The organism is Streptomyces sp. NPDC040589, assembly GCF_055594445.1.
Map to the genome: position 1 here is coordinate 180,378 of NZ_JBVIWP010000010.1, position 19,736 is coordinate 200,113.

Below are 19,736 nucleotides of genomic sequence, written 5' to 3' on the forward strand. Positions count from 1 at the left end.
AGCCCCATAGGAACGCCCTATATTGGAGCTATGGGGGACTTCCGCACGGACCTCTGGTCCCATCCCGCACTCGCCTCAGCGGTCACCGACGAAGACTGGGGCCAGGTCTTCCGCACCTACCGCAAGCTCACCGGCCTCAGCCAGACCAAGCTCGGCGAACTCGTCGGCCTGGTCCAACCCGACGTCTCCGACATCGAACGCGGACGGCGCCGAGTGACCTCGCTCGAAGTACGGCAGCGCATCACGGCCGGGCTCGATATCCCACCGCTCCTGCACACTCCACCGGAGCACCCGAACACGGCACTGGTCCCCTCACTCTCCCTCGCCGGCCCCGGCCCCGACGAAGACCTCCTGGCCCGTGTCACGAGCGTCGTCGACACAACACACCGCGTGGACGCCCCCACCCTGGACTGGCTGGACCGCCTGCTCGCCGAACACCGCCGCGCAGAGGACGTGATCGGCTCCCGCCCCCTGGTCGAAGTGATGCGCCGACAACTCAACACCGTCGTCGACCTCTACGCCGCCGCCCGCGGCCCACTCGCCGACCGCGTCGTCCGCCTCGCCTCCGAACACGCCCAATTCCTCGCCTGGATGGCCCAGGACCAAGGCCAGACAGCCGCCGCACTCGCCTGGTACGACCGCAGCCACGAATGGGCCCTGGAAGCCGGCGACGCCGACATGGCCGCAACCACCCTCAGCATGAAGGCCCACATGGCCTGGTCCGGCGGACGCGGCACCCGCTGCGTACGACTGGCCGAAGCCGCCCGCTGGTCCGCCCCCGGCACATCCCTCGGCGTCCAGGGCATGGCCGCCCAGATGACCGCCCGCGGCCACGCCCTCAACGGCGACGCCGACAACGCCGAACGCCACCTGGACGACGCCCAGACCCTCATCAGCCGGGCCGCCGAGCACCCCGAGGACGAGCCCCCGTGGATGTACTTCTACGGCGAAACCTGGTTCACCCTGCAACGCGGCATGGCCGCACTGCACCTACGGAACTGGCACACAGCCATCACCCACCTCACCACCGGCCTGAACGCACTTCCGGACGACTACCGACGCGACAGAACCTGGTACCAGTCCTGCCTCGCACACGCCTTCGCCGGCGCCGGTGAAGCAGCACAGGCACTCGCGGTAGCCACGAAGGCCGTTCCCGAAGCCTCAGCCGTCGGCCGTCCTCACTCCTGGAACGAACTGCACACCACAGCGGCGGTTCTCCTGCGACGCGGAGCCAAAGAAGGACAGCAACTGGTCGCCGCTCTACGCGAAAACGACTGAACGGGCTCCCCACTACAGACTGAGTTACAACTTTCTCTACTGGTTTCAAGGCGGCCCGCGGCCGCCGCCGCTCCATGTCTCCGCCACCGCTCCGGCGGCCCCCCGCCGCTCAGCGCGCACAACCGCCAGGGCGGACAACCAGACCAGGAAGCAACGCGCCCACTCCGAGCACGACCACACCGGGACGCGTCAAGCTCGACCGCACCACCAGACCGCCCACAGCTCACATCCGCGCGGCCGGTGGAGTCGCAGGGCATGTCGGCAACGCTCATGCAAGATCGAGGGACAGGCCGTGACGTCTGGAAGAAGCGTGGTTGAGGCAGAGGCCAACGATCACGACCGTCAGCGATCGGTCGGGGGGAAAGCGGCACTCCCGCCCAACACCCTGCCCGATCCTACGGATCAGAAGGTTGCAGGTTCGAATCCTGCCGAGTGCACAGCAGATCAGAGGCCCCGGAGAGATCCGGGGCCTCTTGCGTTACAGGGGCGTACAGCAGCGAAGTACAGCAACGGCTGATGTCAGCCGGTCTCGGCACCGCCCATCGCAGCCGACAGCTTGCCGAGCGCGGCCCGCACCTCCTCCTCGCTCGCTTCCGCGTAGACCTCCATCGTCATGGCGATCTGCGAGTGCCGGAGGATGCGCTGCGCCACCTTGGGGTGGACCTTGAGAGCCACCAGGAGTGAGCTGCACGTGTGCCGGGTGTTCCTGAGCGGGATCACCCGGAGCCCGGCCCGCCGGGCACGCAGGGCGAACATGCGAGTCAGATTCCCCGGCTCGATGGGCGTCCCGTACTTCGTCGTGAAGACCAGGCCGCGCGTGTCCTGCCAGAGATCACCGGCAGCCTTCCGGTCCCCGGTCTGCTGGGCCCGGCGCATCCGCAGAGCTTTCAGGCAGAACTCCGGCAGCGGAAGGAAGTCATCTGACTCCTCAGTCTTGGTCTCACGGTGGAGGATCTGGCGCCCCGCCCGCTGGATCTGATGATCGACGTACAGTTCCCCCGTCTCGAAGTCGATGGACTTCCAGGTGATCCCGAGGACCTCACCACGGCGCAGCCCCAGGCTCAGGACCAGCACCCAGGCCGCGAACAGCTGGTCCTCGCGAGCCAGGGAATCGGCGAGGAAGCGCCCCGCTTCGATCACGGACCACGGCTTGATGCGACGGCGACGCGGCTTGGGGACCTTGACCAGGGCGGCCACGTTCTTGGTGATCTCCTCCTCGGTCACGGCGTGCGTGACCGCTGCCCGCAATGCGTCACGGGCCGCCTGGATCACTCGCCGGGAGGGGTACGCCTCGCAACACTCCCCAACGGCACAGCACCGGCGCTGAGCCGGACCGCGCTTGGCATCTTTGCCCTGCGCGCAGCACTGACAGATGCCGGCGAGCTTGGTGAGCCACTCGCGCACGTCTCGCACCGTCAGCTTGTCGAGCCGCTTGGCGCCCAGGTGAGGGGCGATGTAGAGCCGCACCGAGCCCTCGTACGAGACGTATGAGAGGGGCGCGATCCGCTCATGCCGCCCACCTCTCCTCGGCGTCGGCCGCGCAGCGGTTCACGTACTCGTCGCCCCAGGCCGGAAGGATGCGCCGGTTGCGCCGATCTTCACGGAGCGGATCTCGCCGCTCAGCACCAGCGCTTTCGTCTTGGAGAGGCCGAAGCCGAGCATTTCGGCGACCTCAGCCGTCGTGTGCCACTTGCGCTGGATCGTCACATTGGTCACTTGGTTGGTTCTCCTGTCTCCGCCCCGCTCCAGCCCGGCCGGCGCCCGTGCCGCGCGCACAGCAATCAGCCGCCTGACGTAGAGGGGTGCGGCCGACCGGGCGGCCGCACGGCTTCAGTCACCTTCCCCGCCGAACAAGAGCCAGGGGGCCACCAACCAAACTCGCTCCGCCGCCCTCTCGCTGTCACTATCATCTGCTCACCTAGCACCAGTGAGTGGGGGAAGCATGGCGGATCAGAACTTGGGCAACGACGATGCGAGAGCCGATTGGCCCGAAGTCGATGACGACGTGTCCGAAGAGGTCGATGAAGCACCAAACGGAGCCGTGGTCTCGGATCCCAGCCTGCCCACAGACCTTGAGAAGAGTCTGTTACGGAAACTTGCCACGCACGATATCGATTTCAAAAAGATCAAGCGGGACGACCTCGTCTTTTCACCGAATACACGGTGGGATGGCGGCAACTCTGACGAGAATTACCTACCCCGCAAGTACGCTGGCGAGCTGCACGATCAGCTATGCAAAAATCCACGCATCTCCTCCCGGTGGGCAGGAATCATAATTGAAACTGAGGGGTACATCGAAGTCCTTCTTCGCCCCAACACGCAGTTCATGATTCGCGACCAGCTTGTACGCTCGTTCAGCAGGCTTGTCACTGACGACCACGAGAACTGCCGAAAGCACAGCGAACGAGATCAAACCGAATTCCCAACTCTACCCTTTCCTCGGATCGGCGGCGGATACGACCAGTTCCGACTGCATCTCGCAGATGAGCGTTGCTGCATTGAACTGTCGAGCCCTTCTCCAAGCTGCCACATTCTGGCGAATGATGGTATTTCAGTTCGGCCCAGATACCTGGCAAGCCTAAAGATCGAGTTCGGCCGAGAGATGGACCCGGAAGACATCGAGGCCGAGGCAGAGCCGATCATCAACTCCTTGATCTACGAACTGGACGTACGGAACAACGTTAAGGCCCGCGCTGTTCGGTGGCCTTCCAAGTCAGACCGCCGCCCATTTAGGCGCACACGGCCCAACCGGGTCGTACGCTTCCCTCAGACGAGGATCGATCCAGAGGTATCTGTCCTCTTCGGCTTCGCGGGAAGTGCATCCGGCAACCCCCCACTGTCATTCCTCTCCTACTACCAAGTGCTGGAGAACTTCTTCCCGCTTGCAACACGCAGGAGCGCAATTCGAAAGCTGGAACTAGAGCTCTCGGACCCAAGGTTCGACCGTCGCGACGATAAATACTTGATGCGCTTGTTGACGGTCGGCGAGAACGCCGCAGCCGCATCCGAGTCTGTTCAACTGCGAACCCTCCTAGAGGAATTCGTGCGCGGATCCAGTCTTGTCGACTTCTTCGCCGAAACGGACTGGGGTAAGCACTTCACAAAGAACGGGCCGATCCAGGGAATTACTGACGGCATCAACGCGGAGAATCGATCTAAGCCGCTAGCTCACCAGGTTGCCGATCGGGTATATAGGATTCGAAACAGAATCGTGCACGCAAAGGATGACCCGAAGTACGAAAACGTTCCGGCATTGCTACCGCAGAGCGAGGAAGCCGAGGCGCTTTGGCCAGACATTGAGCTGGTTCGACACCTAGCGTTCGAGGTCATTTTGAGCGCGCAAGCTAGAGGTAGGTAGGTGCACGGAGCCTTCAGCGCTGGGTCCCTGAGGGCGGGGAGTCCGCATCCCACTGACCGAAAATACTTGCCCGTAGAAGCCCGCCCGACCGAGAGGTGATCGCTCGTGAATCGCTCAACAGGCGCACCACGGCTGGCGCTTCGACCACGGACCGGCCGTCGTTGTCTGACTCTGGTCGACGCTACAAACCAGTAGCGTGGTTGAGGCCGGTGGGGGTGCAGCGAGGCATACGCGCGCCTGATCGCCCGGCGCACCCGCCGTCGTGGCTGGCTGCCGTCGGCTGAGGTCCCTGCCACCGTCGTGCCAGATACAGCGGTCGAGTTTGCTGACCGATCTATCTAGAGCTACGGATCATGAGGCTTCTGACATCCACGGCTGACATCAACGGCGCCGGACGAGGGCATACACCAGTGTCTCTGTCCGGCCGTCACACCAGCCGACGACGGCCGCCTGAGAAAGATCGGACCGAACTCCTAAAGCGGGTGTCGCAGGTTCGATTACTGTCGGGGGCACCAGGCACAAGGCCTCGGATCGATCATGGTCCGGGATCTTTGACATGTCACCTGAGCCAGCCGCCTCTCCGATCTGCGCCGCCGTCGGAACAGCTCATGTTTCGGCAGCGGTTTCATCTCCGAACGCGTTGCGGTCAGAGCTCCCATACTTGATCCGGGTCGTCCAATGCCGCCCGGACCTGAGAGAGGTCTCCGATGTCCGCGAGCGGCGAGCTCTTGGCGATGTCGACGATCCCACGCACGACGGTGTGCAGCACTTCACCGTTGCCCTCGTCGAGTGCCCTGTCCAGCCGGGCGAACATCTCCTCGTAGATGTTGCGTCGTTCCGCGAATGCCTGTGCGAAGTAGTCCTTGAGGACGGCTTCGGCGGCCCGGATCCGAGCGACCTCCGTGGCTTCGTAGGCCTCGATCCGGGCTCTCTTGGTGCTCTCGACCTCGTGGATTTGGATGCACTCACGGGCGGCTTCGACAATCTGGTTCAGCGCGGCGAAGCCGTCCATCGCCCGAATGGAGCCCTTGGCCGCGTTGACGACCTTGCCTACATGCACCTTGGGTTGGTCAGGCATCGTGAGTCTCCTCGGTCAAGGGTCTGTACCTGATGGTGAGGTTTGCGCTGCGCTCGTCCAACTTGCCTTCGGTGTCGACGATCGGAGTCGCCGCCACGTCGCGGACCGCCATGACCAGTGTCATGGCCCGCTGGAAGCGCGCGGCGTGCCTCGGTGGATCGAACGGCTCGGACTCCAGAAGTTCCAGCGCCTCGAGCGCTCGGAAGGTGAGGTCCGTGAGAAGCTCACGCAGCTCCGCGGCGCGGGCGTCGACGCCTTTCAGACGGGTGTCCGTCTCGTCGAGCTCAGCGATTGCCACGGCGACCTCCGCCTCGACTTCCCTGGCCCGGGTGATCGCCTTTGTTCCTTGGCTCTTGGCGACCAGTCCGCCAGCGAGCAGCGCGGGGCCGATGGTGACGAAGTTGAGCGCCGTGGCTCCCAGGGCCATCCCGCCGCCGCCCGACGCGAGCGACCCACCGCCCAGGAAAGCGAGGGTCGCACTCTCGGCGGCGACGCCCGTCAAGCCGGAGATCGCCGCTCCGGTGCTCGCAACTCCAAAGCTGCTCGCTGCCGCTGTGATCCCAGCGCCCGCCCCCGCTGCCGCCGCCGCGGATCCGAGAGCCCCGCCGATCCATGCCACCGCGTCAACCTCGAGGCCGCGAAGCCCGGGGACCTCGGTCATGGTGGCGTCGACGCCCTCCACCAGCAGCCGCTCGCTCTCGCGCACCTGTCGCTCGTGGCGACGCAGGAAGTCGCCCATGCGCACGACGGCATCGACGAGCGCCTGCCTCTGCTGCTCCCCCAGTGCCTTCAGGGCAGCGTTCGTCGCTGCCAGTGCCTCCTCAGTCTGGGCTCGGCGTCGCTCGAAGCTTTGGTTCGCCTCCTTGCGCCGGTCGATCGAACGCTTGAAGTCGTGGGCGCCTTTACCGAAGAGGGCGGCCCCGCTACCGCCGGTCGCCACACCGACACCGATGAGTATGACCGGTATGAAAAGTGGCACGATCTCCCCCTTGGTGCCCCAAGCCCCAGCGTGAACCAGCAGGTTCAACCGTTCACATTGTGCCCTTGGTCAATGATCGCCCGAGACGCCTTTGTGTCGATCGATCTTTCATTGGCCGATGGCATCGATGGTCACGGCGCTCGACGGCCCAAAGCAGAAGCCCTTCTGTGCGCTGAATGATCCGAAGCACCTGGCTCGTGCCAGATACGTGCCAGATCGTGCGGGGAACCACGGGGAACAGCGAGTAGCAACTCGACAATCGATCGGACGCCGTCACGGCTCCCGGCCCAGGTCAGCCTATCAACCACCCGAAGATCACCTCAGCTTCCCAAGCTTATAGCGCGGGTTCGATTCCCGACACCCGCTCGTAGAGACGAAGCCCCAAGTCAGCGACACCTGGGCTTGCTTGTTATCTAGACCTCCCGCTGCACACGAGTGCACCCCGGAGTCGGCGAGAGCATCAGGTATCAGAGTTGACTCAATACGGGAAGCGACGCTCGCGATACCAGCCAGGATTTCTTCCAAAGAGCGAGGTATCACCGCCATGGCCCGGATAGTGTGCGCAGCCATGGGAGACCTCATACAGCCCCGGGCATGGACGGAACGGTCAACAGGCATGCCAGTGCTGCCGGGCACACGGGCCTCCTGGATCAATACGTTCCGCGCGGTCATCGAAGAGCTGGCTGCCCGCAGGGAGCCGTCCTCCGGTAATCACGCCTCGTTGCCCGAGAACGACCGGTTGACGCGACACCAGCTCCTGCGGCTCGTCCGAGGCGGGCTGCTCGACCACGAGGGGTCCGCGTTCCTGCCGAGCGCTGCCGCCCTTGCATGGCATCAAAGCAGCGATCCTGCAGTGCTGGTGGTCGCTCTCCACTGCAACGTCAGGTTCGTGGGCGAGGCTCTGGACGCTCTCACCTCCGGGCCGCGCACGCATGAGCAACTGCTCGACCTGGCCCGTGAAGAATTCAACCTGCAGTGGGACACCCCGGCTCCTGTACGCGATCGAACCTCCTGGCTCGCAGTCACAGGGATGGTCGAACTCTTCGACCGGCATGTCCATCTAACGGACGCTGGCCGGAGCCTCCTGGCCGACATCGCTCTAGGTAAACCCCAGCCGGATGACACCGACACATTCGTACAAGTCGCTCCCCCTGCCAGAGCCGTCGCCAGCCTCTTCGAACAGCTCGACGAGGCGGCCCTGAGGGAGAGGGCGGATGGCGCGAATCTCTACATACCCGGCACCTCCGCCAACGGCGGGATCCTGGACTCGCTTCAGGCGCTCGTTGAGGCGTCCACGCCGTCGATCAGTGACGCGGAGTTCGCCCGGTTCGTGCAAAGCACCTTTCCCAAGGCCCAAACGGCAGCCACAGCACGAACCGCGAAGGAAACGCTAAAAGCTTTCGGGCTCATCCAACGGGCGTCGTCAAAGTGCTGGATCGCCACGCCGGCCGCTGTTGCCTGGATTGAATCGGGCGAACCGCTGGATCTAGCACGCACTGTTCACGCTGCCATCGCCTTTTTCGGTGAGGTGCTGGGCGAGCTTGATAAGGCAGATCGGCCCACAACCGGGAGGCTTGCGGAGCGGAGCGTGCACTACTTGCCCAACCGTGAGAAGCCACTGGCACGGAGCGCGGTCAACACCCGGCTGAATTTGCTGGAGGCCTGTGGGCTCGTCACCCGGCTCTCGCAGACTGCGTACCGTACGACGGCGCTCGGTCGAGCGTTCATGGCGTCGTTGCCCTGCCTCCACGCGGACGATTCCACATCTCGCACACCGGTCAACGCTGCCGGTGGGCCAGCCCCCGAGGGCGGAAGCCCTTCTGACGACACGTTGCAATCCACCTCGCAGGCGTCGGACATCGCGGCGGAGCTTGAGACTGCCGCACGGGACAGTGCGAACCCCAACCGTTTGGAGAAGGCCGCAGTGGTTGCGTTGGGCTACCTGGGTATGCCCGGCAAGCATGTGGGGGGCAACGGGGCGGCGGACGGCTACGTGCGATTCGGCGTCGGCGCGAGCTCTCGGATCCTGGCCATCGAGGCAAAGACATCGGCCACCGGCCGCGTTGTGGATCAGCCGCTGTTCGGATTGGCGGAACACCGGGCGGAGATCGGGGCACACGTTCACCTTCTCATCGGCCCGGGATTCGAACGTCGCATGCTCAAGGAAGCCGACGACGACTCCCAGATCGCTGTCATCGACACCGGGCTACTCGCCGAGGTCGTCCGCCGCCAGGAATAGACTCCGCTCACCCTGGCCCAACTAGAGATCCTCGTCGATCCTGTCCTGCATGCAGCGGCACGCGGGGATGCCCTGCGTGGGCACTGGGAGGCGCAGGAGATCCGGGGTCAGCTTGAGTACGCGCTTGTCGACATCCTGAACGTGGAGGCAGAGGACCCGCTCGAAGAGGGCGGCTGGCTCGATCTCACTTCGATCCGCCGCGAGCTTCGCACCCGCGGGTACCGCGTCGAGGCAGACGCGGTCGTGGAAGCCCTTGAGTTTCTGGCCTCGGACCGAATCGGAGTGCTTCAACGCTCTGAGCAGCGATACCGCTGTACTGCCAGTGTCCACACAGCGGGGCAGCGTATCCAGGCTCTCGGGCACCAGTGGGCAGCAGCCGCACAACTCCATCAGCTCACACGCTCCAGTGGAGAGGCTGCCCAGAGATAGATGGCCCATGTTGGTCCGCGAGGCGCGCAGGCGCTGCACGCCAAGGACGCGCAGTCCGGGCAGGATCCGACCGGAGGCGGCGACCATGCCATAACGTGCCAGTAGAAACGGCAAACAGCGGTCTGCAGAGGATCAGCAGCGTCGACCCGCCACCGACTCTCGCAACTGATTTCGCAGGTCAGCAGCCATACGCAACTCCCCGTACCAGGTGATTTCCAAGCTCGTAGCTTCAGTCGGATGCCCGATGCGGCTGTCGTTCCTCGTCGTTCAAAGCGTTGCTGATCTCCCACAGGCGCTCCTCCGGCAAAGCGAAGGCGTTGCAGGGGTTTCGGTAGGAGTGCCCGCCGTCGTTGATCCAGACGCCGTCCGCCGGTCTCCAGTGGGCGGGCTCCCACTGGCCCTGGTTCTCCAGGAGCATCCCCGCTACTTCGGCGGGCTCCTCTATCGCGGTGAGAGCGGCGAGCGCGGTGGTGAGGGGAACAGCCGCGTCGTCGGGGAGTTGCGCATCGCCGAGGGTCGGGAAAAGCAGCAGGAGGCGGGCGTCGGTATCGTCGACACCCGTTGGTGCCGGCTGCTGCCGAGCAGCGGACAGCAGTTCCGGCCAGGCCGTGCCGGGCCCCATGAAGTGGCCGTCGTCCACTGCGAGGGTTTCCGCCGCGGGCCAAGCCGGGTGGTGTATCAGGTAGTCCGTCCCCCGCTCTCCGTCGAAGTTGCGGTAGACGACGTAGATGGTGTGGCCAGAACACAGAGGGACGCCGAACACCGGCCACTCATGGTCGGCGGAGAGTGCGCGGTACAGCTCCATGGCCGCGTCCCAGTCGGCACCGAACGCGGCTCGTTGCGCGTCCTCATCACGCAAACAGGTACCGAGGTGCACCGGCCAGAACAAGGGGTTGTCCAGATAGGCGCTCCCCTCGATCAGAGGTCCACCTTCGTATCCCGGGATCTGCAGCATGCGGGGATCATGGCACGAGGCACGGACACTCCTACCTCCACGCCTTCGACAGGATGCGCATACGGCACCGCACCACAAGCGCACCAGAGCGAGCGGGGAACAGCGGGGAACCACGGTGAAAGCAACCAGGCCGGACGAGGCCGCACCACAGCCGTTCGCCCAGGTCAGTGCCCAAACCGACCACGAATACTCGCAGCTTCCCAAGCTGATGTCACGGCAGCTGCGCAGGCCAGGGACCATGTCAGCGTCGACCAGTAGCCTGCGATGATCAGCCGTGGCACGACTGGAGGCTTCGTGGACGCTACCGCTCTCGTCAGTCCCAACCGACTGTGGTCAGCGCAGGAGGTCTTGGTTCGTCAGAGCCCTGTACCGGCGGTGGCAGGGGTGTACGGGTGGCACTTCGAGCAACCGCCTCATCCGGATCTGGACGCCCGGCGCCTGCTCTACGTCGGAATAGCCCCGCGGTACATGGCCAATCGGACCAGCACCCAGAACCTGCGCAAGCGGGTGCGCTACCACTACCGGGGCAACGCTGCTGGTTCAACCCTGCGGCTCACCCTCGGATGCCTGCTCGGACTTGAGCTGCGCCGCGTGGGCAGCGGTAAGCGGATGACCTTCGGCAAGGCCGGCGAAGCCGCCCTCAGTCAGTGGATGGCGGATAACGCGCGAGTGTGCTGGGTCGAGCAAGACGAACCGTGGACCTCGGAGTCGCAGCTCATCTCCCAATTCGACCTCCCGCTGAACCTCGACCAGAACCGCCACAACGCGTTTCACAGTCGCCTGAAGGAGCTACGGGCCCAAGCACGCCAGCGAGCGCGGGAGTTGCCCATCAGCTCGTAGGCCATCCCTCCTCCGTCCCTGGGCCGTCTCTGGGCCGTCCAAGGTCGCTCAACAGTGGCCAATGACGACCAATGACGACCGCTCGGCCGCTCATGAACATCCCGCTGACCAGCAAAAGCCCAGCTCACCAAGATCCCCGACAACACCCAGGGGAAGAGAAGTAGTTCGACGCCAGTGAGCCCTCACCCTGCGGTTTCTTCGCGGGGCGAGGGCCTTTTGGTGGGCCTGGACGTCAGGTGAGTGAGATCAGTCTCGGCTCGCGTCCCTCGTTCGCCGGTACCTTCACAGCACCCTCCGGCCGTCGGTCTGGATGCCCGAAGGATGCCCGATATTCGGTGGCGGAGCCTTTCCGGCCTGGTCCACCATGCCCCATGGTCTCGGATGAGCACACCAATGAACGAGCTGTGGCTCGGTGGACGCAGTCGACCGTCTACCCCGACATGTGGGTCGACCCGGATGATGATCCTCGCGAGAGCGACACCGAAGTCGTCGATGAGCGCAGCACCTTGCTCGAGAATCTGCGCCACTACCGGCTGACCCTGGAGATGAAGTGCGCCGGTCTGGACGCCGAGCAGATGGCTCTGCGGTCCGTGCCGCCGTCGACGATGTCGCTGCTCGGGCTGGTGCGGCACCTGACGGAAGAGGAGCGGCATTTTCGGCGGGTGATGGCCGGTGAGGACGCGCCGAAGCTGTATCGGACCGAGGAGGATCGTGACGGCGACTGGAACGGGGCGGTCGCGGACCCGGTGGTCGTGGAGGATGCCTGGCGGCAGTGGCGGGTGGAAGTGGAGCTCACCGATCGGTACCTGGCCGGCGTCGGCGATCTCGCCACCCGGAACGCCGGGTTCTCCGACCTCGGGCCCGAACCCGGTGGACAGCTTCAGCTGCGCGATGTCCTGGTGGCGCAGATCGGGGAGTACGCGCGGCACTGCGGCCACGCCGACCTGCTGCGTGAGCTGATCGACGGTCGCGTCGGGCAGTGATGGACGCCGAGTCTCCTTACCTGGGACGTAATCGACGCTCCTGCGGTGTCCCGGCAGTCTGGGCTTCATGACGCCTACCACCACCGCCGACGCGACCCGGGCCACCGTTCAGAAGTTCCTCGAGCTCCGTCTCGCCGGGGACATCGAGGGGCTCACCGCGCTCTTCGCCGACAAGGTCGACTGGATGCTCGCCGAGAATCCGGGAGTGCCGTGGATACGTCCGCGGTCCACCGCTGCCGAGTGTGCCGCGCAGGCAGCGGAGTTGATGGAGTACACCGTGCCCGAAGACGCCCGGGCCTCCGTCGACACGTTTCTCGTCGACGGCACCGACGCCGTCCTGATGGGGCATCTCGCAGGGACCGTACGGGCGACCGGGAAGTCCTTCGAGGGGCCGTTCGCGCTGCGGCTCACGGTTGAGGACGGGCGGATCACGCGGCACCACCTCTACGAGAACAGCCTGTCGATCGCCGAGGCCTGCGCCCCGTGACCACGATCTAGCCCTCGGCCAGGACGTTCGTGGACTCCGGGTCGAGGGCGACTCCCGAAGGTTCGTTCGGGTCGGAGGGCCACCAAGGGGCCGAGACCGCTGCGGACAGGGCCGCGGCGAGTTCGCCGGTGTTCTTCGAGGTGGCTCCGGTCGGCAGAGCGATGCGGATGCGGACCGTGCGGGATTCCCCGGGCGCGAGGGCGAACTCGTCCGTCTCGACGTGGGTTCGGCCCGTCAGGTCGGTCCAGCGGCCCTCCTGGTCGATCGCCCAGTGCAGGCGGCTGACCGACTGGCCGACCGCGCCGGGGCTGAGGGTGACCGCGATGCGCAGGCCGGAGCGTGTGCGTTTGCCCGCCTCGTTGCGCACCCGCACCTCCCACTCCACAGGTGGACCGCCTTCGGTCGCCCTGAGCAGTTGCGGAACCTCGACGGCGAGGTGAGTGGGATCGACCGGAAGGCGCACACGTGACGCGGACGCCGCCGGGTGGGTATCCGGAACCCAGCCTTTCCGGGCCGGGGCCAGTTGCGCGGCGATGGTGTCGGCCACGGCAGGGACCTGGCCGTCCACATAGCTGCGCCGCTGGTCGGCGGTGAAGAGCCGGAACTCGATCTCCTTGCGCGCCTTGCCGCGGTGCGCGAGCGGCAGCACGGCGGCGAACTCCCCGTCGTCGTCCTGCTCGTTGGTCCACTGGAGCCGCACATCGCGCCACGTTCCGTCTTCGCGGATCTGGAGCCGGTCCGGGACCGTGCCGATGTAGAGCGCCAGTACGCGCCGGGCGGCCTGCACCTCGGTGAGGCCGGCGACAGTGACGCGGAAGGGGAGCGGCGGGCCGCCGGGGACCAGTGCGCGATCGCCGTCCGTGCCGAGGTGGATGGCCGGGCGAGGTGCCGATGCGGCCGGAGAGTGTCCCCTGTCCGGGGCCGTGTCCGGGGCCGTGTCCGGGCCCCGGCCCGCGCAGCCGGCGACCGCCGCCGTGGCGACGACGAAGACGAAGAGTATGAGCAGGGCACGTAAGCCGGGTATTCGGGTCACGGGCATCCCTCCCGCGGCGGATTTTATCGCTGCGGCGGCTCCGGGCGCCTGCGCGTCAGCTCCGTCGCGCCAGCCGCCAGTACTGCCGCTTCTCCTCGTCCCGTACGACCACACCGAGCCGGAGCAGTTCACCGCGCAGCTCCCGGGCGTCGTCGGCGTCGTCCGAGTTCTTTCGGGCCCGCGCGCGTGCCCTGAGCAGGGCGTCCGCGCCCTCGGGGAGGCCCGGCGTGCCGGGGACCCAGCGGCGGTAGTCGGCTCGGTGCGGGTCCTCTTCCGCCCAGGGGTAGCCGTGCGCTGCGAGGGTCTCGGTCAGACGGGGCCAGGACAGACCGCAGTGTTCCCGGGCCAGTTCCCCGCTGTCCTGGGCCAGGACGACCAGGTGCTTGCCTTCCCTGAACAGCACCGCGATCTCCTCGCGGGCGAACTCCCGCGTGCTCTCCCTGATGGTGAGGGTCAGGTGTGTGGCGGAGATGCTCACCGACAGCGACTCGTGCACGGCCGTGAGCCCCAGCAGCAGGCCCGCGAGTACGCCCACCGCGACCGTGCCCAGGGTGAGGGCGGGTTCCGGGATCGAGGTCAGCAGTTCGGCCGGGCCCTCCAGTGGTGCCCACGGGAGCATCAGCAGCCAGCGGGCGAGGAGAGGGAGCAGGGCGCCGGCGGCGGCGCCGCAGCCGACGCAGAAGAGCACGATGGCCCAGGCCGATTCCGCGAGTTCGGCTCCCATGCGGTCCTTCTTGGCTTCCTCCATGGGAAAGAGTCTCGGGAGGTGCCGTCCGTCCTGTCATCAGCCGTTGGTCTACGTGCCCCCGACTTTGGTCGCTCCGCCGACGCGACGGCACGGCCCAAGGGTCACGGGTGCATCCGCGCCCCCTTCACCACCTTGTCCACCGCGTTCTTCGGTCCGTAGACCGCGAGGCCGACCAGGTCCAGGTCCGCCGTCGGCACCGCCCGCACCGCCGCGCGGTTGTCGCGGTCGTTGCCCGTCGAGAACAGGTCGGACGTGAAGAGCGCGCGGGGCAGGGAGCGGGACAAGGCCCTGGTGTGGGCCGTGGTCAGGGTTTCCTTCGTGGCCTCGAAGACCATGACCGGCTGGCGGAACATCGGCAGGTAGGGCACTCCGTCCGCGTCCTCGTACGGTTCGCCGATCACCTCGGGGAGCTGCGCGCCCAGGCCGCTGACCAGGAACGATGTGACGTTGAGGCGCTGCCACTGCTCGAGGTCCTCACGCAGCAGCACGGCGATCTTCGTGTCGAAGCGGATCGGCTCGACCGGCTCCGTGGATGGTTCGGTGTTCATGATGCGAGCGTGCCGGGCGGCCCCCGCCGGGGTCTTGTACGTTTTTTGCATGGCCTCCGAGCCCTCCCGGTCCTCCCGGACGTCCCGGTCCTCCCGGACGTCCCTGTCCTCCCGGACCGTCTCCGCCTGGCGGCCCCCTGTCGCGGGTGTCGTCGAGGTCTTCCACGCGCGGTTCACGGAGTACGCGTATCCGATGCACGTCCACGAGGCCTGGACGCTGCTGATCGTCGACACCGGCGCCGTACGGTACGACCTCGACCGGCACGAGCACGGCACGCCGCACGACACCGTGTCGCTGCTGCCGCCGCATGTGCCGCACAACGGCTCTCCCGTCACCGCGGAGGGCTTCCGCAAGCGGGTGTTGTATCTCGACGGGACGTATCTCGGTGACGAGCTCATCGGGGCCGCCGTCGACCATCCCGACCTGCGCGATCCGCTGTTGCGGCGGCGCGTCGGGCAGTTGCACGGCACGCTGGTGCGGCCCGGAGAGGAACTGGAGGCCGAGAGCAGGCTGTTGTTCGTCGGGGAGCGGCTGCGCGGGCATCTGCGGGGCGACCCCGCTTCCCCACGGCCTGCCGATCCCGTCCTCGCACGCCGGCTGCGCGAACTGCTGGACGAGCGGGTCGTCGAGGGGATGGAGCTCCGTGAGGCGTCGGCCCTCGTCGGAGCCCATCCGGCCCATCTCGTACGGGCGTTCAGTGCCGCTTACGGCATCGCCCCGCACCAGTACCTGACGTCCCTGCGCGTGGGCCGCGCCCGGCGGCTGCTGCTCGAGGGGCGGACGCCGAGCGAGGTGGCGGTGGCGACCGGGTTCTACGACCAGTCGCACCTCACACGGCACTTCCGAAGGCTGGTGGGGGTGCCGCCCGGGCGGTATCGGGAGGGGCCTGACCGGAGCTAGCGCTCCGGGCGCTGCGTCAGGTGCGCGAACGCGTCCAGGTTGCGCGTCGACTCGCCCCGGGACACCCGCCACTCGTACTCCTTGCGGATCGCCGAGGCGAAGCCCAGCTCCAGGAGGGTGTTGAAGCTGCCGTCCGCCGCTTCCAGGACCTGGCCCAGCAGGCGGTCCAGCTCGTCGGCGGTGACGGCGGACAGGGAGACGCGGCCGGTGACGTAGACGTCGCCGTGCTGGTCGACGGCGTAACTCACGCCGTAGAGCTTGAGGTTGCGTTCCAGCAGCCAGCGGTGGACGGCCGGTTCGTTCTCGTCGGGGTGGCGGATGACGAAGGCGTTCAGGGAGAGGGAGTGGCGGCCGACGAGCAGGGAGACCGTGGTCTTGAGCTTGCGGGTGCCGGGGAGTTGCGCGACGTACGTGCCGGGCTCGGGGCTCTCCCACTCCAGGTCGGCGTCCTTCAGCACTCCCTCGATGACCTGTGCCGCGCGCTGTTCCTGACCGGTGTCACCCATGATGCGAGCGTACGCGACGGCGGTGCGCCTGCATCGCGGCCGTGTAGACGTCCGCCGTGGCGGCGGCCGCGGTGTCCCAGCCGAAGGACTGGGCGTGGCGGGCGGCCTGCGCGCCCATGCGGGGCGCCAGGTGCGGGTCGTCGGCGAAGTCGCGCAACACGCGCGCGTAGTCGGCGGGGTTGTGGCCGCGCACGAGGAAGCCGGTGTGTCCGTCGTCCACGGCCACCGGCAGGCCGCCGACCGCCGCCGCGAGCACCGGGGTGCCCGCCGCCTGGGCCTCTATGGCGACCAGGCCGAAGGACTCGCTGTAGGAGGGCATGACCAGGAGGGAGGCGGCGCGGAACCAGTCCGCGAGCTGTTCCTGGCCGACCGGCGGGCGGAACCGTACGACGTCCGCGATGCCGAGGCGGGCGGCGAGCTTCTGCAGGCCCTCGGGCTTGGCGAGGCCGCTGCCGCTGGGGCCGCCGACGACGGGGACGAGGATGCGCGAGCGGAGTTCGGGGCGCTCGTCGAGGAGGACGGCGACGGCACGCAGCAGCACGTCGGGGGCCTTCAGGGGCTGGATGCGGCCCGCGAAGAGCGGGATCAGCGCGTCCTGGGGCAGGCCGAGGCGGGCGCGGGCGGCGGCACGGCCGTCGGCGGGCGAGAAGCGGGTCAGGTTCACGCCGGGGTGGACCACGGCGAGCTTGTCCAGATCGGCGGCGTAGTGCTGTGCCAGGTCGTCGGCCTCTTCGGTGGTGTTGGCGATGAGGCGGTCGGCGGCGGCGACGATCTGGGTCTCGCCGATGACGCGGGCGGCGGGCTCGGGGCTGTCGCCGTCGGCCAGGTTGGCGTTCTTGACCTTGGCCATGGTGTGCATGGCGTGCACCAGGGGGACGCCCCAGCGCTGGGCGGCGAGCCAGCCGACGTGGCCGGAGAGCCAGTAGTGGGAGTGGACCAGGTCGTAGTGGCCGGGGCGATGGTGGGCCCAGGCCTGCATGACGCCGTGGGTGAAGGCGCACAGTTGGGCGGGGAGGTCCTCCTTGTTGAGGCCCTCGTAGGGGCCGGCGTCGATGTGCCGGACGAGGACGCCGGGGGCCAGTTCGACGGTCGGCGGGAGGGCGGCCGCGGTCGCGCGCGTGAAGATCTCGACCTCGACGCCCTGCGCGGCGAGGCGCTGCGCGAGTTCCACGATGTAGACGTTCATGCCGCCGGCGTCGCCGGTGCCCGGCTGGTGGAGCGGGGAGGTGTGCACGGAGAGCATGGCCACCCGGCGGGGCCTGCGGTGCAGCCTCAGGCGCGCGGGCGCGGACGCGGAGCGCCGCCCGAGCCTGCCGATGTACTGGCTCACGTGGCGTTCCTCCTCGCTCCGGGCATGCCTCACGCAGGACGCGCTGTGCCCTGCACGGGGGTGAACACCGGAAGGGGGCACTCCATTTCCCCGTTGGTGTCCCTGTTCGCGACTTTTACCGAATCATTACCGCTCACCGCTCAACCGTTCGAGGGTGAAGGGCTCCCGATGGGCTCACTTGTCCGTCGGGCCCGGGAGCGTGACAGGCAGGTGAACTCGATCGGAAATCGCAGGTCACGGGCGTTGTCCCCGTCGTGAAAAGGCTGTCGATCCCGGTTCCGCGGACAACCGGGCTCCTGCCCCACCGGTCACAACCAACAAAAGGATCGACCACTGCCTCACGGAGGTTATGCAATGCCCTCTCGCCTCATCGGCCGCCGGACGTTACGCGCGGCGACGGTTCTGACGCCCCTTATCGGCATAGGCCTTGCCGTCCCGATCGCCCTGGCGGGCCCGGCCGGGGCCGCGCAGCCTACGGCCACCGCCTCGGTGAACGAGTACGGCTGGCAGCTCACCTACACGGCCGCCCCCGGGCAGGCCAACAAGGTGGCCATCACCCAGTCCTTCACCGGCGACCGCTCCCGGTTCACCTATGTGATCGACGACGTCGTCCCGATCAGCGCCGGGACCGGCTGCGGCCATCCCGACAGCACGGACAAGACCAGGATCTCCTGCACGGTCGAGGCCCCCGAGAGCCAGTCCCCGCTCACCTCCATGGAGATGGACCTCGGCGACGGCGCCGACACCGCCTCCTTCGACAACGCCACCGACCAGGTCTACTACTTCAACGCGGTCGAGCTGGGCGACGGCGACGACCGGTGGACCGGCACCACCGGCGGCCGCGTCGACGGCACGTCGGTGCGGGGCGGCGCGGGCGACGACACCATCAGGGCGGGCGCGCTGGGGTACGCCGGCGGCGGTGCCGGCGACGACACCCTCTACGCCGGCATCGACGGCGAGATCGTGGACGGCGGCGAGGGCGACGACGTCCTGCACGGCGGCGCGGGCGACCAGATCCTGCGCGCCGACGACGGTGACGACACGGTCTACGGCGGGGCAGGCGACGACGAGATCTACGGCGGCAGGGGCGACGACATCCTGCACGGGAACGGCGGCGCCGACCGGATCTGGGGGAACAGCGGCGACGACGAGCTGTACGGCGGACCCGGCGCGGACACGCTCTCCGGCGGGCCGGGCAGGAACATCGTCCGCCAGGACTGACGCGGTTCTCGCGGTTTCCCCATTCGGGGGCCGATGAGTTTCCGCGTCCCGGGGCGTCTGACTCACTGATCTGACTCACCGATCTGACTCACTGATCTGACTCACTGATCTGACTCACTGAGGAGAGGAGAGGGGCACGATGAAGCTCGTGGTGCAGGAGTTCCTGACGCTCGACGGTGTCTCCCAGGGGCCGGGCGCCCCGGACGAGGACACCAGCGACGGTTTCGAGCGGGGCGGCTGGTTCGTGCCGCATCTGGACGAGGAGTTCGAACGGCTGGTCGGCACCTGGCTCGGTGAGGCGGACGCGCTGCTGCTCGGCCGCCGCACCTACCAGAACTTCGCCCGGGACTGGCCGACGATGACCGACCATCCCGCCGCCGCCGTACTGAACGGCCTGCCGAAGTACGTCGCCTCCCACAGCCTGACCACGGCCGGCTGGAACCCGACCACGATCCTGTCCGGCGACGTCCCCGCCCAGGTGGCGGAGCTGAAGCGGCTGCCCGGCCGGGAGATCCAGATCCACGGCAGCGCCCGGCTCGCGCAGTCCCTGCTGGCCGCCGGGCTGGTCGACACCCTGCGGCTGGCGATCGCCCCGGTCGTGGTGGGCCAGGGCCGCCGCCTCTTCCCGGACGGCGGGGCACCGGCCGGGCTGCGGCTCACCGACCATCGGACGACGCCGGGCGGGCTGTCGGTGCATGTCTTCGAGTCGACGGGGGTTCCCGAGTTCGGGACGTACGGGGGCGGCGCCTGAGGGCACACGGCCCCAGGGGGGGGGCGGCGCCTGAGGGCACCCGGCCCCAGGGGGCGGCACCTGAGGGCACAC

At 67.4% G+C, this 19,736-nt stretch carries 18 protein-coding genes and 2 pseudogenes; 9 read left to right on the forward strand and 11 right to left on the reverse strand.

Translation table 11 applies throughout. The features are described 5' to 3' along the window. Positions 1 to 30: 30 nt before the first annotated feature. On the forward strand, positions 31 to 1,278 hold the full coding sequence (locus ACZ58V_RS34235) for a helix-turn-helix domain-containing protein (RefSeq protein WP_471294996.1): 1,248 nt from the start codon (positions 31 to 33) through the stop codon (positions 1,276 to 1,278). A gap of 519 nt (positions 1,279 to 1,797) precedes the next feature. Here the strand turns inward: ACZ58V_RS34235 and ACZ58V_RS34240 are convergent. Next, positions 1,798 to 2,781, reverse strand: a pseudogene (locus ACZ58V_RS34240) (site-specific integrase); the annotation flags it as partial. A gap of 4 nt (positions 2,782 to 2,785) precedes the next feature. Next, positions 2,786 to 2,994: pseudogene (locus ACZ58V_RS34245) on the reverse strand (helix-turn-helix domain-containing protein). A gap of 226 nt (positions 2,995 to 3,220) precedes the next feature. On the opposite strand from ACZ58V_RS34245, the gene ACZ58V_RS34250 reads away from it, so the two are divergent. Beyond that, the gene (locus ACZ58V_RS34250; RefSeq protein WP_471294998.1) at positions 3,221 to 4,636 is read left to right on the forward strand and encodes a hypothetical protein; all 1,416 of its coding nucleotides are present in this window, start codon (positions 3,221 to 3,223) and stop codon (positions 4,634 to 4,636) included. 646 nt (positions 4,637 to 5,282) lie between these two features. Here the strand turns inward: ACZ58V_RS34250 and ACZ58V_RS34255 are convergent. Then, complete coding sequence (locus ACZ58V_RS34255; RefSeq protein WP_471295000.1) at positions 5,283 to 5,714, reverse strand: hypothetical protein; 432 nt, start codon at positions 5,712 to 5,714, stop codon at positions 5,283 to 5,285. Further along, positions 5,707 to 6,741, reverse strand: a complete 1,035-nt coding sequence (locus ACZ58V_RS34260; protein ID WP_471295002.1) for a hypothetical protein — start codon at positions 6,739 to 6,741, stop codon at positions 5,707 to 5,709. The genes ACZ58V_RS34255 and ACZ58V_RS34260 overlap by 8 nt, the downstream gene beginning before the upstream one ends. Positions 6,742 to 7,309: 568 nt before the next feature. On the opposite strand from ACZ58V_RS34260, the gene ACZ58V_RS34265 reads away from it, so the two are divergent. Further along, entirely contained in the window at positions 7,310 to 8,932 is a 1,623-nt protein-coding gene (locus ACZ58V_RS34265; protein WP_471295004.1) for a hypothetical protein, read from the forward strand. A gap of 21 nt (positions 8,933 to 8,953) precedes the next feature. Here ACZ58V_RS34265 and ACZ58V_RS34270 read toward each other — a convergent pair whose 3' ends face one another. Both ACZ58V_RS34270 and ACZ58V_RS34275 read right to left on the reverse strand, forming a co-directional pair. Then, complete coding sequence (locus ACZ58V_RS34270) at positions 8,954 to 9,448, reverse strand: hypothetical protein (protein ID WP_471295007.1); 495 nt, start codon at positions 9,446 to 9,448, stop codon at positions 8,954 to 8,956. Between the two features lie 142 nt (positions 9,449 to 9,590). Continuing rightward, entirely contained in the window at positions 9,591 to 10,316 is a 726-nt protein-coding gene (locus ACZ58V_RS34275; protein WP_471295010.1) for a hypothetical protein, read from the reverse strand. Between the two features lie 468 nt (positions 10,317 to 10,784). Here ACZ58V_RS34275 and ACZ58V_RS34280 point away from each other — a divergent pair, with 468 nt between their 5' ends. From ACZ58V_RS34280 to ACZ58V_RS34290, 3 genes are all read left to right on the forward strand, one after another. Continuing rightward, the gene (locus tag ACZ58V_RS34280) at positions 10,785 to 11,156 is read left to right on the forward strand and encodes a GIY-YIG nuclease family protein (RefSeq protein WP_471295012.1); all 372 of its coding nucleotides are present in this window, start codon (positions 10,785 to 10,787) and stop codon (positions 11,154 to 11,156) included. 371 nt (positions 11,157 to 11,527) lie between these two features. After that, a complete protein-coding gene (locus ACZ58V_RS34285) occupies positions 11,528 to 12,139 on the forward strand; it encodes a DinB family protein (RefSeq protein ID WP_359893197.1) in 612 nt (203 codons plus the stop codon). A 67-nt stretch (positions 12,140 to 12,206) separates the two neighbouring features. Continuing rightward, a complete protein-coding gene (locus tag ACZ58V_RS34290; protein ID WP_471295014.1) occupies positions 12,207 to 12,626 on the forward strand; it encodes a nuclear transport factor 2 family protein in 420 nt (139 codons plus the stop codon). 7 nt (positions 12,627 to 12,633) lie between these two features. On the opposite strand, the gene ACZ58V_RS34295 is transcribed toward ACZ58V_RS34290, so the two are convergent. From ACZ58V_RS34295 to ACZ58V_RS34305, 3 genes are all read right to left on the reverse strand, one after another. Further along, entirely contained in the window at positions 12,634 to 13,659 is a 1,026-nt protein-coding gene (locus ACZ58V_RS34295) for a hypothetical protein (RefSeq protein ID WP_471295016.1), read from the reverse strand. Positions 13,660 to 13,714: 55 nt separating this feature from the next. Further along, positions 13,715 to 14,407 (reverse strand): YqeB family protein, encoded by a 693-nt coding sequence (locus ACZ58V_RS34300; protein WP_471295019.1) that lies wholly within the window; start codon positions 14,405 to 14,407, stop codon positions 13,715 to 13,717. A gap of 101 nt (positions 14,408 to 14,508) precedes the next feature. Beyond that, positions 14,509 to 14,955, reverse strand: coding sequence for a DUF2000 family protein (locus ACZ58V_RS34305; protein ID WP_471295020.1), 447 nt, complete (start codon positions 14,953 to 14,955; stop codon positions 14,509 to 14,511). A gap of 49 nt (positions 14,956 to 15,004) precedes the next feature. Between ACZ58V_RS34305 and ACZ58V_RS34310 the strand changes: the two genes are divergently transcribed. Continuing rightward, positions 15,005 to 15,856, forward strand: coding sequence for a helix-turn-helix domain-containing protein (locus ACZ58V_RS34310; RefSeq protein WP_471295022.1), 852 nt, complete (start codon positions 15,005 to 15,007; stop codon positions 15,854 to 15,856). Here the strand turns inward: ACZ58V_RS34310 and ACZ58V_RS34315 are convergent. Both ACZ58V_RS34315 and mshA read right to left on the reverse strand, forming a co-directional pair. Further along, positions 15,853 to 16,362, reverse strand: a complete 510-nt coding sequence (locus ACZ58V_RS34315) for a type III secretion system chaperone family protein (RefSeq protein WP_189729436.1) — start codon at positions 16,360 to 16,362, stop codon at positions 15,853 to 15,855. The genes ACZ58V_RS34310 and ACZ58V_RS34315 overlap by 4 nt on opposite strands. Further along, positions 16,355 to 17,692 carry a D-inositol-3-phosphate glycosyltransferase gene (gene mshA / locus ACZ58V_RS34320; RefSeq protein ID WP_471295024.1) on the reverse strand — a complete coding sequence of 446 codons (1,338 nt, stop codon included), beginning with the start codon at positions 17,690 to 17,692 and terminating at the stop codon, positions 16,355 to 16,357. The genes ACZ58V_RS34315 and mshA overlap by 8 nt, the downstream gene beginning before the upstream one ends. 354 nt (positions 17,693 to 18,046) lie before the next feature. Between mshA and ACZ58V_RS34325 the strand changes: the two genes are divergently transcribed. Both ACZ58V_RS34325 and ACZ58V_RS34330 read left to right on the forward strand, forming a co-directional pair. Next, positions 18,047 to 18,913 carry a calcium-binding protein gene (locus ACZ58V_RS34325; protein WP_471295027.1) on the forward strand — a complete coding sequence of 289 codons (867 nt, stop codon included), beginning with the start codon at positions 18,047 to 18,049 and terminating at the stop codon, positions 18,911 to 18,913. 139 nt (positions 18,914 to 19,052) lie between these two features. Next, positions 19,053 to 19,664 (forward strand): dihydrofolate reductase family protein, encoded by a 612-nt coding sequence (locus ACZ58V_RS34330; RefSeq protein WP_468193884.1) that lies wholly within the window; start codon positions 19,053 to 19,055, stop codon positions 19,662 to 19,664. Positions 19,665 to 19,736 lie beyond the last annotated feature (72 nt).